This is a genomic window from Clostridium tunisiense TJ, from assembly GCF_000300195.1.
GTDB lineage: Bacteria > Bacillota > Clostridia > Clostridiales > Clostridiaceae > Clostridium_J > Clostridium_J tunisiense.
The window spans coordinates 66,089-81,312 of the sequence record NZ_AMQH01000009.1; the positions used below are offsets into that span (position 1 = coordinate 66,089).

Genomic DNA, 15,224 nt, shown 5'->3' on the forward strand with positions numbered 1-15,224 from the left:
CCAAAATCGTTGAACAAAATGAACTTGTTCATTATTTAAAGGTATAAAACTACTCTTGCTTTGGTAAAATAAATGATGTTATAATTTAACAATAATTCAGAATTATTTGTCACGGTTTTTTAGAACTTTTACAGTTCTACACCATACTTATAATAAATAAATTGTTTTAGGATGTGTTATGTGTGAAGGAACAATATAGTGAACTATTCCAATGCATTATAAAAGCTTATTATAATGGTAGATTTGAGGAAAAAATAAATGAACTATTCCAAGAAGAAAACATAGATAAACAGCATTTAGCTGCAGTTATTTCTAGTCTTTGTGGTGTAGGGGTAAGTCTTAGTGATAATTACATAGAAGAGTTAAAAGAAGCTATAAGAGTATATGAACTTAACCATAAGGTAGTAAATAAAGTAAAAAAATGTGGCATGGACTGCAAAGTAGATAAAGATGGAAAAACTCGCTGTCAGGAATCTTGCCCTTTTGATGCAATTTTAGTTGATGAAGTAGAAAACACTACCTACATTAGCAGTGAAAAATGTACTGACTGTGGTTTTTGTGTAGAGGGATGTCCTACAGGTAGTATCCTTGATAGGGTTGAATTTATTCCCCTTGTGAATTTGCTTCAAGGCAATGCCCCAGTAGTTGCAGCAGTGGCTCCTGCTATAATGGGTCAATTTGGTGATGAGGTTACTATTAATCAATTGAGAACAGCCTTTAAAACCATGGGCTTTACAGATATGGTAGAAGTAGCTTTTTTTGCTGATATGCTAACTTTAAAGGAAGCTATAGAGTTTGATGCCCATGTTAAAACAAAGGATGATTTTATGATAACTTCCTGTTGCTGTCCTATGTGGGTAGCTATGCTTAAAAGGGTTTATGAAGATCTAGTTAAGCATGTGTCACCATCAGTTTCTCCAATGATTGCTGCTGGAAGGGTTTTAAAGCATTTGAATCCCACAGTTAAAGTTGTATTCATAGGTCCTTGTGTAGCTAAAAAGGCTGAAATCAAGGAGCCTGATCTCTTAGGAGATATTGACTTTGTGCTAACCTTTGCAGAGCTTAAGGAAATCTTTGATGCTTTAGAAATTACTCCTTCTGCTCTTCCTGAAACTGAATCTGTTGAGTATGCTTCTCGTGGTGGAAGACTTTATGCTCGTACAGGTGGAGTTTCAATTGCCATTGCTGAGTGTGTTGAAAGAATGTTCCCTGAGAAGTATGAACTAGTAAACTCAGTGCAGGGTAATGGTGTTAAAGAATGTAAGGAAATGCTAAACAATCTTCAAAAGGGAATTATGACTGGAAACTTTATCGAAGGCATGGGCTGTGTTGGTGGCTGTGTCGGTGGACCAAAAGCAATAATTCCTAGAGACAAAGGAAAGGAACGAGTAGATGATTTTGCAGAAAACTCTGCTATAAAAGTTGCTTATGATAGTGCAGTGATGAATGCTATGCTAGATAAATTAGGCATCTTTACCATAGATGATTATAAAAATCATACAAAAACTGAAATTTTCCATAGAGATTTTTAACTGGAGAATTTTAATAAGCCTAGCCAATGAACTATTTCAGTGATAACTGAAATAGTTCTTAAACCTAGTAATTTTATGAATAAAAAACCAATTACCACATTATTAAGTATTTCAATGTGATAATTGGTTTTTTGCTCTTTAAGATTGTTTATGGAAATTTATTCTTGCACTATTACAAGTAATTCATTAGCCATTCCATCTACCTCAGTTACAGAAGCTGCAACAGTTTGAATTGCTGCAACTTGTTCTTCTACAGAAGCAGTTATTTCCTGCATTTGAGCTGTACCTTCCTTTGATAATTCATCTATATTTTTTATTATTTCAACAATAGTAGTTGAATACTCATTTACTCTTTTGTTTGAGGTTGCTATATTGTTTAGTTTTAAATAAACTTCTTCACTAACTTCCGCTGTATCCTCAAACATTTTTCCTGATCTTTTCACCATTTCAAGGCCCTTGTCCATTTTGCTGATATTACTTTCTGTAGCTTCTATGGCTTTATTTGTATCAGCCAGTACCTGATCAATTAATTGTGATATGCTCTTTGCTGCTTCTGAGGACTTTTCTGCTAAGTTTCTAACTTCATCTGCTACCACTGCAAAACCTTTCCCCATCTCCCCTGCTCTAGCAGCCTCTATTGCTGCATTAAGGGCAAGTAGATTTGTTTGACTAGAAATATCACTAATAACTTGAGATATATCACTTACCTCTGCTGAACGTTCTCCTAATCTTTTAATTAAAAGTCTACTTTCCTCAAAATCCTTTTGGATATTCTTCATTTCTTCTACAGTTCCTTGGATTTCCTTCACACTGATTTTAGAGGATTCTATAGCATTCTTCCCTTCTTCATTGGCAAGCTCTGATTCGGTGCTTATGTTCTTCAAATCCTTAGAAATATTATCAATAGTGACAGTTGCATTTTCAATGTAACTTATTGTGTTTTCAAAGGTCATCGAAGTCCTTCCCGCATTATCTGCTATGACTTCATTAGCTATGGTAGCTTCCTCAGCCATAATCTTTAAGCTATCTGCTGATTCACTTAAAGTTCCTGATACACTTTTAACCTTTTCTAAAATTCTTGATATTTTATTAAGAAGTATGCCCTGTTCCTCTGCTCCAATAAGTCCATCCATAAGATTTTTGGATCTATGAACTATTTTTAAGGTAGCATAGGTAATAACTAAAAAACCGATAAAGTTCGATGCTGAAGAAACAATCCAAGCCTTTATCACAGTTCTATCCTTGAAAAATCCACTATTTATTAAATCGCCTTGAACCAAGTAATCCACTCCAGTATAAACAATTACTGAGAGTAAAAAGGTCACCTTTACAAATCTCTTATCAAAATATAAAGAGGATAAAATAATTGGGAATGATAATACAATGTAAGCATTCCACTTAAAAGGTTTATAAATTGCAGCCACACCTATAATGCAACAAAGCATTGCAATATATTTAAACCAGGGCTTGTGGCTTAACTTAAGTTTGCTTAATAGAAAACTAATGTTAAATGCCCCAAAAGCTACAAGCAATGGTACTTTCGCTACCTCCATTTCAATTGGAAATACTCTAAAGAAAATTAGCCCAAAAGTGATTGGCATAATTACAAAAGCAGTAATAAAAAGTATAAATGCTACTTGCTTATTGACTTCATATTCATTCTTTATTAAGTAATCTTTCTTCTCCATAACAAATCCTGCAAAAGCAGTTCCCCCCTTTTTGTTTATTCATAGCAATTATACCATAATATACTATTATTTTCATTATTTTTACAAAATTCGCAATTATAATAAAGATATTATTTTGTAAAAAATCTATGAGGATATTATTTCATCTTTAACTTATAGGATATTTCTGTTATACTACCTCTCAGAGGTGATACTATGATGAAAAATATTAAAGCTGCAATTTTTGATATGGATGGAACAATTGTAGATTCTATGTGGGTTTGGGAGCAAATTGATTTTGAGTACCTAGCTAAACATAATATAAAAGCGTCCCCTTTGTTAAAGCACGATATAGCACATTTAAGCTTTGATGAAGTTGCAGTGTATTTTAAAAATATCTTCAACTTACCTTATACCACAGAAGAAATAAAAAACCATTGGAATGAAATGGCGTTTGATAAATATACCAATAGTGTTAAACTAAAGCCCGGAGTTAGATCCTTTTTAAAAGTTCTTAAGGCCAAAGGAATAAAGATCGCTCTTGCTACTAGTAACAATACCTTGCTTCTAGAAGCTTGCTTAAAGGCTAATGGCGTGTACGAATACTTTGATTCTATTACCTTAACTGATGAAGTTTCAAGGGGTAAGGATTTCCCTGATGTATATCTGTTAGCCGCTGAAAAACTTAAGGTTAACCCTAAGGAGTGCATAGTTTTTGAGGATATCTTGCCTGCGGTAAAGGGCGCTAAGGCTGCTGGAATGACTGTAGTTGGAGTATATGATGAGCATTCTAAGGATACCCATGAAGACATGAAAATTCTCGCAGACAGATTTATTAATGAATACAATGAAATAAATTCAGCTGTGTAAACACTCTATTTTAGAGTGTTTTTCTTTTTACTAGTATAATTACTAATAGTTGTTAGGCTTTTAGAAACTAAAAAACACCTTTCAAATAGGCTTTTCTCATAGATATTCTACTTTAGAATTTTAACCTAATACAAACAAGTTCCAACTTTTTATTATTTATATATTACTTTATAAAATTGTTCAATATTTGCCTAGTGGAAGAATAGTATATTAATAAGGCATCTTCAAGAAATAAATAAGTCAGTATCCTCGTCTATTTTGAGTTATACTACGTCAACAGAACCCTTAGATAGCTCCACTATCTGAGGAACCTGTTTCCTTATCGGCACAAGCTTGCTTGTGAACTCAAAATATCCTTCATATCTTTGACTTGTTATTTATTTTCAGATACCTAATAGTACTTTATGGAGGTAGAACCTTGACTACTTTTTTTATTTACCTTTTGATATTTGCTTGCATAGGACTTGGAGTTTTTAACTATTTAAACATACAAAAGCTGAACACTCAGCAACTTAAACTTAGAGTATTAGCAAAACAAAATAAAGATTTAACTGCTCAAGTAAATACTCTAAATAGACCTGTAGACAACTTAAAAATATTCTATCACCCACTAAATTATCTTCATGGCGAGATAACTAATAGAACCTCATTATACCTAAGTCCAATATATAATAGCCCTGTGCTAAGAATAGTTCATAGCGGTGTTAAGCTAGAGATTTTAGATCTTTGTGAAAGTTATGATACTCTTTGGTATGAAGTTAAAATCATATGTGATGAAACTATTAATCTCAAAGGCTTTATTAAAAAGGAATTCGTTAAAGAATTAGAAACTGTTGAAACTGGTTTAATTTATAAAAACTAAGAACTATGAAGCTATGAGATGCACTAAAGAAGGCTGTGTCAAAGTAATTATTTGACACAGCCCTCTACTTTATGCTCTTATTCTCACTCTTAGTTAGTATTGCCCTAATAACCCCTTTTTCTTTGCTATTTTAGCACATTGATCAAAAATAAATGCTCCTATTAAGAAATAAACAAGAGAGTTTCCAATTATTAATCCATAATCCCCCAAAGATATATCTGCAAGACTTTCATTGCCAAGAGTTATTGCGTAGACTTTTTCTATAGTTGGTCTAAAAGGTAACACTATTGATAATATTGATCCCGCTCCACCTGTTCCTATCATAACCAAACTTATTAAGAAGTATTGTACTAAGTTCAATAAAGACTGAACCTTTTTAAATATAAGGGCTAACCCTGCAAGGATTAAGGAAATTCCTAACATACTAAAGATTCCTAAAAATATTATAATTAATATTGGAAGTAGGTCTATGTTAAGCCAATAATTTGTGGTTGCCATAATGCTAAGTAGCACTATAAAGGAAATTATCAAATTCACCAATAAGCTTGCAAGGCTTCTTACCACTAATACATTATGTAGTCCTAAACTAGACATACTTATTTGTTCTAAGGTTCCCTTACTAGCATCATTAATTACTCCATAAGCAGTATCTGAATAAGCCGATACCATCACAGTCCATAAAAAGTACCCTATAACAAACCCCTCTAAGGTCTGTCCTAAATCAACGGGTGCTACCTTCATACTTGTACCAAATAGCTTCATTCCAAAAAACATAGCAATGAATAAGGCGTAAAAGGTCATTATTTCTGACAGAGTATTAAATTTATATCTCACCATCTCTTTTACGGATTTTTCAAAAGATACCTTAAACACATAAAATAGCTTCCTCATTATTTCTTACCTCCGCTAATAAGATTTAAATACACTCTTTCAAAGTTAACTTCTTTTTGCTTTATTTCTTTAATCATTATTTCCTTTGCCTTTAAAGCATCAATAATATTGTAAATTTCCTTTGAATCGAATATATCTATTTCAAGGAGGGAATCCTCATTGGTAAAATAAAATTCATAACCTAGATTCCTTAAGTAATTCTTATATTCCTGTGAAATTGGCTCTACTAAAACAAACTCGTAGGTCATACTTCTAAACATCTCTAAAAGATTTGTCATGGTATCTTGTGCTACCAGCTTTCCTTTATTAATAACAACTACATCTGTACAAACATCTTGTACTAAGCTCATATCATGGGTACTTAAAAGTACAGTTTTTTTCATATCTTTAGCTATATCTCTTAAAACCTCTTTTATGTCCATAAAGCTTTCAATATCCAACCCTAAGGTTGGCTCGTCCAAAAGAATAATGTCTGTGTTACAAATTAGGGTCATAGCTATAGCAGTTTTTTGCTGCATTCCCCTAGATAAATTATTCACCACCACATCCTTCTTCGCTGTAAGGTTAAATCTTTCAAGCAGCTCATCTATATTTTTCTCTACAGCTTTTCCACCTAAGCCTCGTATTCCTGCAAAGTAACGAAGGTTTTCTCTTGGAGTTAACCTCCAATAAAGATTTCTAGTACCTTCGAACATTGCTGATATTTTATTTATAGATTTTTTATTATCTTGTCCTTCTAACTTAATTTCACCCTTATCTGGAATTAACAAATTACAGATACTTTTTATTGTAGTAGTCTTACCTGAACCATTTGGTCCTAGTATTGCACAAATATGACCTTTTTCCACTGAAAAAGAAATATCATCTACTGCTGTAATATTTCCATACTTTTTTACTAAATCATTAACCTCTATTGCTTTCAACCCAATACCCCCTATTTTATTTCCTATAAACTTTTCCAGATTATAAATGTAAAAATTTACTTTCCCCTTATTTTTTAATTTTAACATTTTAATACATATAGTCAATATATTTACTTATTATTAATATTATTACATGTAGTTTAGATATATATGCTTCCTTTATGCCATAAATAAGTATATTTATGTATCCACTTGCTCTTTCATAAAATTTTTTAACTAAAATATTGCTTTATCCTAAAGTATTTTATAGGTTTAGAAAAAACTAAGAGTATAACTTGCATATAGTAAAGTTATACTCTTATTACTTTTTATGATCTTGTAACTTTAAACTTAGCTATTTCCCCATTTAATTGCTCTGCTGTGCCTGTAAGTTCTTCTGCTGTTAAAGAAACATTTTGAATTGCACTGATCTGCTCATGCATTGATGCTGTTACTTCTTCAGAAGACGCAGCCGCTTGCTCTGTTATTGCAGATATATTTTGCATAGATTCTACTATAGACTCCTTGTCCTCATTAACCATATTAATAGACTCACTTAGCTGCTTTATAGAATCTGCTATAGTTTCTGTAGACTTATATATATACTCGAAAGAAGTATTAACCTTGTCTACAGATAAGGTTTGCGCCTCTGACATTTCTTTTACTTCCTTCATTTTGCTTACAGTATTATTGCTTTGGTTTTGTATATCAACTATTATACTATTAATTTCTTTAGCTGCATTGTTTGAGCCATCAGCAAGTTTTCTAATTTCCTCAGCTACCACAGCAAAGCCTCTTCCAGCCTCTCCTGCTCTAGCAGCTTCAATTGAAGCATTTAATGCTAATAAATTTGTTTGCTGAGCAATTGAAGCTATAGTATTTATAATATTGGATATTTCCTTACTTCTATCATTTAGCTCAACTATTGCATCTTCAATATTATTTATAGCATCTTCGTTTAGTTTATTATTGCCCATTAACTCTTCTACTACTTGTACAGCATCTTTGTTTATATTTATTACATCTTCAGTAGAATCCAGCATAGCATTAGTATTATACTGTAGATTGTTAAGTTTTTCCGATAGAGTTAACGTAAGATTTGCAACCTTTTCAGTTTCTAAAGCTTCTTGAGATGCTCCTATGGCAATCTCTTCAACTGCATTGGTTACGCTTTGCGCTGATGCAGAAGTCTCTTCTGCTACACTGGCAAGACTACTTGCAGATGTGCCTAAGTTTTTTGATATATCCTGAATTTTATATATCAAGTTGCTTATTTCATCAAGCATTTTATTGAATCCTTCACCTAATTCTCCTATCTCGTCTTTAGTTTTTATACTACATTTTGCTGTAAAATCCCCTTCTTTCATCTTAGTTATAGATAATAAAAGAGCATTAATAGGTTTAGTTATTCCACTGGCAAATATTATGGAAATTACCATAGCAGCAATAAGTGAAATCACCCCTATTACCAAGGTATTATATAACATTTTACTTGTTTCTCTAGTTATCTCGTCGGTGTAGGTAGTTGCAATTATTGTCCAACCTAAATCCTTAACCTTATTATAGGAAGCTATTTTCCTAACTAATCCATTCTCTTCTTGTGAATCGTATTCTTTATAGCCTTCTTCATTGTTTTTTATAGCCTCTTCAACATCCTTCTGATCAAGGGGTTTTCCTATAAGCTCTTGGTTCTTATTGGTCATAACATTAAGGCTATTATCTAAAAGAACTACATAACCCTTTTCTCCAATCTTTATATCATTTATGTTGTTAGATAAAGCTTCTAGACTTATATCAATCCCAACCACACCTAAAAACTCATCATTATTAAAAGTGTTATATACAGGAATTCCCACGGAAACTACTAACTTACCTGAAGATGCTGCCTTGTAAGGCTCTGTCCATATTACAGATTTCTTCTCAACAGCTTGCTTATACCAAGGTCTAGCTGTTGGATCATAATCGTCAGCCATCTTCTTTTCTGGATATCTATAAAACTTCTTATCTGTTGTACCCAAATAAATAGCTTCAACTTCTTTATGAGACTCTGAATAAGCCTTAAAAGTTTTCATCATCATTTCTATGTTGTTTGGATTTGCTTTAATCTGCTGAATGTTGTTATCCTTACTCATTTGTAAGGCAGAATTATCGTATTGGTTTTTATAGTACAAAATTGATTGCTGAACTTGTTCTACAGCTTCCATATTTGCACTTTTTAAAGCTTCCTCCATTATAGCACTAGACTTTAAAAATGAGGTAACTCCTAAAATTGCAAGTGGCAATAATATAAGTACTGTAATTACTGATATAAGTTTGAATTTTAGTCCACCTCTTTTAACCTTAACCCTTTTCATTTTTACCCCTCCATATTTTCTTATTAGTATATATATATCGACATTTTACTTTAATATTTTACACTGTTTTTACAGTTTTACAAATTATTATTTTCAAATTAACATTATTACAAAAAATCCACTATATTGAAAACTTGTTTGTTTTTATTGTAAAAACTAATTCTCAACAGGTATCCATTCTTTACTTATATAAATTAATAAAGCTACATACTTGTTATGAGTATAACAAAGTAAAAATAAAAGACCTTCACTAAGTACAAGGTTAATATAATTTTACAAGTTACATGTGTCTTCAAATTATTTTATTTCGCCCTAAATTTTCTATAACCCAGTTAGTTAGCCATTTCCAAGAGATATTCAATAGGGGTACCCTAGCTTTCGGTGTTGTATTAGGTATCAACCAGTATTAGAATAAATAGTATAGAATAGATTGTGAAAATTCACAAAATAAATGCGAGGAGGTGAGCTCTTATGACCTCTCAAAAGCGTAATATGGATATGAGTAGTGGGCCTCTGCTTAGTAAAATGTTGATATTTGCTTTGCCTATTATGGCAATGAATATGTTGCAATTGCTCTTTAATGCCGCAGATATGATAGTTGTAGGTCGTTTTTCTGGTAGCCATGCTTTGGCTGCAGTGGGAGCAACAGGTTCTCTTATTAATCTTATTGTCACCTTATTTATGGGTTTGTCTGTTGGTACAAATGTTATCGTAGCTCAGGATTTAGGTGCTGATAAACAGTTGGAGGTAAGTCAGTCTGTTCATACTTCTATTGCTATAAGCATAATTGGCGGTGTTATTGTGATGGTGGTAGGTCTTATCTTCTGTAGACCCCTACTTAGCCTCATGGGTACCCCTGCAGATATCTTTGATCTATCAGTACTGTACATGAAAATCTTTTTCATTGGCATGCCTGCCAGTATGGTATATAACTTTGGTGCAGCTATATTAAGAGCTGTAGGTGATAGTCGTCGTCCTATGAACTATCTCATCATTGCTGGTATTGTGAATGTGGTATTAAACTTGTTCTTTGTAATTGTTTTGCATATGAGTGTTGATGGCGTAGCATGGGCAACAGTGATTTCCCAATATGTCTCAGTGTCTCTTATTATGCTATGTTTACTTAAAAGTGATGGAGCTATCCGCTTCATTCCTCGTAAGCTACGTATTAACCCTGAGAAACTGAAGGCTATTTTGAAAATTGGGTTACCTGCAGGACTACAAAGTATGTTGTTCTCTATTTCTAATGTGCTTATTCAGTCAGCAGTAAATTCCTTTGGTTCCACTATGGTGGCAGCCAGTTCCGCCGCCAGCAATGTAGAAGGCTTTATTGGTACCACAATGAATGCCTATTACAATGCTGCTCTTTCCTTTAGCGGACAAAATATGGGTGCAAAAAAATACCATAGACTTGACTCCATTGCCAAGGTATCCGCTATATTTATTTTTGCAACTTGGATTCTTTTAGGTAGCGCTACCTTACTTTTTGGCAGATCACTGCTTGGTTTATATACTGACAGTCCTGAGGTTATTGACCTAGGAATGCTGCGAATGAAAGTTATGATGGTTGCATACTTTACTTGTGGCACAATGAACGTATTCCCAGGAATAACTCGTGGCATGGGCTATTCAATACTCCCTATGCTTTGCACTCTTGTAGGTGCCTGTCTTATGAGAATTCTTTGGCTGGCTACTGTTTTTGCTTGGCACCCTACTATGGTTACACTTTTTGTATGCTATCCTGTAACCTGGGGCTTAGCAGGACTTGGTCAGGTAGGCGTGTTCTTCTATGCACGGCGTGAGGTTCGTAAGAAAGCCATGCTAGAAATTGAAGCTGTGACTCCTTAAAAAATAGTGTATATAAAGATACAGCCTATCTTTATATACACTATTTTTATATGGTTCCTTTAACTTTAAGATTTACTTTTACTATTCTCACAAACTTTAATCCCTAGTTTTTAAAAAGCTCCTTATAAATTATCTCTAAAAACTTATCCTCTTCAACATTAATTAATCCCCTTCTAGCCTCAAATACTTTATTCTTTGAAACTACTACATAGTGCTCTCTGTTATCATCTGAATACACTTTAACGCTACTAGGAAGTTTAGTATCAACCAGTTTTAAATTAGCTACATGCCACCTACTTAATCTTTCTACTAGTCTATCCTTTTGAAAATTAACTATCCAAGGGTGTTCACTTTGGCAAATTGTATAGAATAACTCGTTATTTTCACTACCATCAGAATATCTTGTTGTTTTAGCTAGTATACTTTCATCAATCCTTATATATGGATTTTCACTTAAACTTCCTTGCCCCACAGTATTAGTTTTTTCTGTATACCCAAAATCGCTCAAGGTTAATTCTACCTTCTCTGGTGGTGCTACTCTGTCTTCAGATTTTAATATTCCAAAGAGTGCTAAACCTAACATAAACATTATCATCATATATAATAATATTACTGAACTAGATACGGTTATTATTGCATTAGTAGTTTTTGAATACCTCTCCTTATCTAAAAATCTTTTTATACCCACTGGCACTATTATGAGAGCAGCTATTGTCAATAGCATTAAAACCCCTGAAATTTTATTAGAATTATTATCAAAGAATAAGACTTTTATAAGCGGGATTAAAATTAAGATTTTATATATATTTCTAACCATATTTTTTATTTGTATCTGTTTATAAGTGTTATAAGTCATGTTTTTACTTTTCTTCAAATTAAGTTTATTCCTAATAGTCCAATGAACAAAGCTAATAATTTCTGTACTGTTCATAAAAATAACGGACACCATAGCAACAACTGATAAGATAGCAATATTTGAAGCAACTGCATACATTGCACCTCCTGCAAATAGTTGCATATAAATGTTAAAAATAAACAACAACACTGCAACTAATTGAAAAACAGCATTATATAATGAAGCTTTAAAAACTGATTTAAATTTTTCCTTTTCATCTGTATGAATAGATATTGTGTTATTATAATTTTCTGAGTAAAACACCTGAACTTTACCCTTTTCACAAAGGTATTTCCATCCTGCAGCTTCACAATATTCTCGATACTCCATAGCTAAATCGCTATCCTTGTGATCAAACTCAGAAATCTTGCTAAGCACGTCCACTGAGTACTTTAATTTTTGTGGCTTTATCTTCTTAAATTTTAAAAACAATCCATTAATAGATTGCAGAAGCCAGCCTTTCTCTGCCATAATTTCAAGGTGCTCTTCAACTGCCCCGCACTCAAAAGGTGAAAAATTCAAAAATATTATCTTACTATTTTTACCCATTATAGCTTCTCCTCCATATAAAATTCCCCATCCCTAACCATAATAATTAAACGATTATATTCCTCTAGTAGTAGCTCCTGTCCCTTTTCCGTAATTATATAACTTCTCTTTCTCCCTTGTACTTCAGTTTCTCTTATAATTCCTTCTTTTTCAAACTTACCAAGAAGAGCGTATAGGGTTCCCGGTCCAACCTTTACTCTTCCCTTAGAAATCTCACTTACAGCCTCCATTATATCAACACCGCACTTTTCCTTAAGTAGTGCCATTAATATATAATACATAGGCTCTGTTAAATTTTGAAATTGCTCTCTAGCCATTTTTCATCTCCTATTTAATATCGACACACGATATTTATATTATTATAATATTATCGTGTGTCGATATTGTCAACCTTATTTTGTAAATTTTACATACACTTCCTAAATGTTAATAATCAGAGTTAGACCTTAATGAAATAATAAACAAGATCAGTCTTAAGAGTTGCTATGAAAGTAGCTTTATATTGCCACTAAATATATTTGTATAGTCATACAACTGCCACTTATAGAAATGAAAAAGAACACTTTCTAAAAAATAAGTGCTCTTTTCTAAAACCTATTCATTATAATTTCATCTATTTATCCTTACCAGCTAGTTCCCCATCTGTAAAAATTTCTTTTAGTTTGCTACTTTCCTTATCATCATAAAAGAAATAGGATTTAATTCCTTCATAACCTGCTTCCCCTGGAATTGTATGGTATCCTATTTTTTCTTTTTCCATCTTAGCTAAACTCATAGAATATTTCATTATATCAGCAGCATTTAAATCTGTTTCAATATACTTTGGAAGCATCGTTAAAATACCTGGGATTTTTGTTATTATGGATGGACTTTGAATCTTTCCTATTACAGTATTAAAAAAACCTTGCATATGTTTAATTCTATCTAAATCCCCATTTAAGTATCCTGTTTCATCATTATTTTTTCTCCATCTAATAAAGTCCTCAGCCTGTTTACCATCAAGTAGTTGTGGTTTATCACTTTTATTAAGACGTATATGAAGGTTTTGAATTTTATCATCATAGTACATATCCCTATCAACGATTACCTCTATACCACCTAAGGCATCTATAAACTTTCTAAAAGCTATGGTATCAACCTTTACATAATGGTCTATTTTAATGTTTAGTAAATCTTCAACTGTTTCTACAGCTAAAGGAACTTTTCCTAAAAAATGAGCATCATTGATTTTCTTAGTGTTACCGTTTATTTTAACCTTAGTATCCCTTGGAATTGATATCACATCATACTTCTTTTCTTTATGGTTATAATGAACTACCATCATTGTGTCAGTTCTTCTTGGATCTTTTTTGTTATTTTCATCTCCATCTCCATTGTCTACTCCTACCACTAAAAAGTTAGTAGATTTATTTATTTCATCTTCTTTGCTCTTCTTGCTGATGTCTCCACTATTTTGTTTTTCGCCAATGGAACTCTCTTCCTTCAAAGCAACTGAGTTATTGCTAAAGCTTTGTAAATATACATATATCCCTGTGGTAAGCACTGCTAAAATAATGCCTAAAACTAGTACTGTTTTAAAAAATATATCTTTCCCTCTCTTATTCCCCTTTATATCTCCTTGGTTTTCTTGGTTCTCTAAATACTGGTTTTTATCTTTACGATCCATCTCTCCACCCCTGATCTTAGAATTTATTTATCTAAGCCTTTTCCTTATTGAAATTAACTATAAAAAAGTCTTGAAATAAAAAGCATAAAATATACACTAATAAGCCTATCTACCATTATTAGATAAGCGCCATAATCATTATTTAAATTTATCTTTCATTTTCAATATTTTCCAAACTTTTACCTCCCTATAACAATTAGACAATTTACTAGATCAAAATGTTTCACATTATAAAAAGTTTATTATTTGTTCATATATATCAACGGCTTCAACTTATACTTAAAGTTTAAAAAAGAGGATATCAATTTAATTCGATATCCTCCTTTAAACTTCTGTCACAGATTATTTAACTAATGCCTATTACATACATAGCTATTGCTATTACCGCTATTTTTCATAGTAATCTCTACAATGACTTCAAAATAAAATTTCTCTTATATTTATATTTTTAAAGACCTTTTGTATTTCATATATTCTCTTATGCCTAAACTAACATACACTATACCTAAAATCAGCCAAAACCCTCCCCAGCCTTGTTTATCTTGTAAATCTGCTATTCCTACAACTAATATTCCAAGCCCTGAAAATAGGTATATCTTACACATGGTTTTGCTGCTTATTAATTCACTATTACATTTTCCATACTTTTTCATTTGCTTAATTCTAGAACTATAGGCTATATAAGGCATGAAGCTAAAAATAAATATAACAAAATCAATTACTAACAATAGCTGGAAAATTATAGATATAGGTCTTATAAACACAAAAGAAAGGACTAATAAAGCTATTAATACTAGGCCTATTATGGAAAATACAATTGATCCCTTTTTCATTTGGTTTTTCATTTTTATATACTTATCTATTTCGGTTTTGCTATCACTGTAAATAGGCTTAGTACCTTCTTGTGCTGAGAAAATATACATTTGATTTTCTACAGAAACCACAGGAGTCCAGCCTGCTTCCTTGAAAATAGCAAAATACTCTTCATTTGCCTCATTTTGATAATCTAAACTGTACACTATATTTTGAGGCTCAGCTTTTCTTAGTTTATAGAAAAATCCCCCTACTATTTTATCTAGTATCCAGCCTTCTCTTGCATATTTTCTAAGCTTTTCTAAATCGCTCTCTTCGCTGAAGGCAAGTCCTCCAATCATTACATACTTATTCTTCATAAAAATACCCCCTTTT

12 protein-coding genes are annotated in these 15,224 nt (G+C 32.2%); 4 read left to right on the forward strand and 8 right to left on the reverse strand.

All coding sequences use genetic code 11. The annotated features are described in order from the left end of the window. Positions 1–182: 182 nt before the first annotated feature. Positions 183–1,532: a [Fe-Fe] hydrogenase large subunit C-terminal domain-containing protein gene (locus C661_RS0108195; protein ID WP_017414827.1), complete on the forward strand. Its 1,350-nt coding sequence runs from the start codon at positions 183–185 to the stop codon at positions 1,530–1,532. Between the two features lie 158 nt (positions 1,533–1,690). On the opposite strand, the gene C661_RS22695 is transcribed toward C661_RS0108195, so the two are convergent. Beyond that, positions 1,691–3,220: a methyl-accepting chemotaxis protein gene (locus tag C661_RS22695; RefSeq protein WP_017414828.1), complete on the reverse strand. Its 1,530-nt coding sequence runs from the start codon at positions 3,218–3,220 to the stop codon at positions 1,691–1,693. A 195-nt stretch (positions 3,221–3,415) separates the two neighbouring features. Here C661_RS22695 and C661_RS0108205 point away from each other — a divergent pair, with 195 nt between their 5' ends. Together C661_RS0108205 and C661_RS0108210 are read left to right on the forward strand one after the other, a co-directional pair. After that, positions 3,416–4,069, forward strand: a complete 654-nt coding sequence (locus C661_RS0108205) for an HAD family hydrolase (protein ID WP_026050987.1) — start codon at positions 3,416–3,418, stop codon at positions 4,067–4,069. Positions 4,070–4,487: 418 nt separating this feature from the next. Beyond that, complete coding sequence (locus C661_RS0108210; RefSeq protein ID WP_017414830.1) at positions 4,488–4,931, forward strand: hypothetical protein; 444 nt, start codon at positions 4,488–4,490, stop codon at positions 4,929–4,931. A 93-nt stretch (positions 4,932–5,024) separates the two neighbouring features. Here C661_RS0108210 and C661_RS0108215 read toward each other — a convergent pair whose 3' ends face one another. The 3 genes from C661_RS0108215 to C661_RS0108225 form a co-directional block, all read right to left on the reverse strand. Next, a complete protein-coding gene (locus C661_RS0108215) occupies positions 5,025–5,822 on the reverse strand; it encodes a hypothetical protein (RefSeq protein WP_017414831.1) in 798 nt (265 codons plus the stop codon). Beyond that, a complete protein-coding gene (locus tag C661_RS21510) occupies positions 5,822–6,745 on the reverse strand; it encodes an ABC transporter ATP-binding protein (RefSeq protein WP_017414832.1) in 924 nt (307 codons plus the stop codon). Before C661_RS21510 ends, C661_RS0108215 begins: the two co-directional genes overlap by 1 nt. Positions 6,746–7,053: 308 nt before the next feature. Beyond that, positions 7,054–9,078 carry a methyl-accepting chemotaxis protein gene (locus C661_RS0108225; RefSeq protein WP_017414833.1) on the reverse strand — a complete coding sequence of 675 codons (2,025 nt, stop codon included), beginning with the start codon at positions 9,076–9,078 and terminating at the stop codon, positions 7,054–7,056. A 471-nt stretch (positions 9,079–9,549) separates the two neighbouring features. On the opposite strand from C661_RS0108225, the gene C661_RS0108230 reads away from it, so the two are divergent. After that, complete coding sequence (locus C661_RS0108230; RefSeq protein WP_017414834.1) at positions 9,550–10,926, forward strand: MATE family efflux transporter; 1,377 nt, start codon at positions 9,550–9,552, stop codon at positions 10,924–10,926. 103 nt (positions 10,927–11,029) lie between these two features. Here the strand turns inward: C661_RS0108230 and C661_RS23115 are convergent, their stop codons facing one another. From C661_RS23115 to C661_RS0108250, 4 genes are all read right to left on the reverse strand, one after another. Continuing rightward, on the reverse strand, positions 11,030–12,370 hold the full coding sequence (locus tag C661_RS23115; RefSeq protein ID WP_017414835.1) for a DUF2812 domain-containing protein: 1,341 nt from the start codon (positions 12,368–12,370) through the stop codon (positions 11,030–11,032). Continuing rightward, entirely contained in the window at positions 12,370–12,687 is a 318-nt protein-coding gene (locus C661_RS0108240; protein WP_017414836.1) for a PadR family transcriptional regulator, read from the reverse strand. The genes C661_RS23115 and C661_RS0108240 overlap by 1 nt, the downstream gene beginning before the upstream one ends. A gap of 296 nt (positions 12,688–12,983) precedes the next feature. Then, positions 12,984–14,036 carry an LCP family protein gene (locus C661_RS0108245; RefSeq protein WP_017414837.1) on the reverse strand — a complete coding sequence of 351 codons (1,053 nt, stop codon included), beginning with the start codon at positions 14,034–14,036 and terminating at the stop codon, positions 12,984–12,986. Between the two features lie 440 nt (positions 14,037–14,476). Further along, positions 14,477–15,208, reverse strand: coding sequence for a DUF2812 domain-containing protein (locus tag C661_RS0108250; protein WP_017414838.1), 732 nt, complete (start codon positions 15,206–15,208; stop codon positions 14,477–14,479). Positions 15,209–15,224: the final 16 nt, after the last annotated feature.

Excerpts from the sequence above, each read along its gene's own strand:
- C661_RS22695 (WP_017414828.1), bottom strand. The coding sequence starts at position 3,220 with ATGGAGAAGAAAGATTACTTAATAAAGAATGAATATGAAGTCAATAAG.
- C661_RS0108250 (WP_017414838.1), bottom strand. The coding sequence starts at position 15,208 with ATGAAGAATAAGTATGTAATGATTGGAGGACTTGCCTTCAGCGAAGAG.
- C661_RS0108240 (WP_017414836.1), bottom strand. The coding sequence starts at position 12,687 with ATGGCTAGAGAGCAATTTCAAAATTTAACAGAGCCTATGTATTATATA.
- C661_RS23115 (WP_017414835.1), bottom strand. The coding sequence starts at position 12,370 with ATGGGTAAAAATAGTAAGATAATATTTTTGAATTTTTCACCTTTTGAG.
- C661_RS0108230 (WP_017414834.1), top strand. The coding sequence starts at position 9,550 with ATGACCTCTCAAAAGCGTAATATGGATATGAGTAGTGGGCCTCTGCTT.
- C661_RS0108215 (WP_017414831.1), bottom strand. The coding sequence starts at position 5,822 with ATGAGGAAGCTATTTTATGTGTTTAAGGTATCTTTTGAAAAATCCGTA.
- C661_RS0108245 (WP_017414837.1), bottom strand. The coding sequence starts at position 14,036 with ATGGATCGTAAAGATAAAAACCAGTATTTAGAGAACCAAGAAAACCAA.
- C661_RS0108205 (WP_026050987.1), top strand. The coding sequence starts at position 3,416 with ATGATGAAAAATATTAAAGCTGCAATTTTTGATATGGATGGAACAATT.
- C661_RS0108225 (WP_017414833.1), bottom strand. The coding sequence starts at position 9,078 with ATGAAAAGGGTTAAGGTTAAAAGAGGTGGACTAAAATTCAAACTTATA.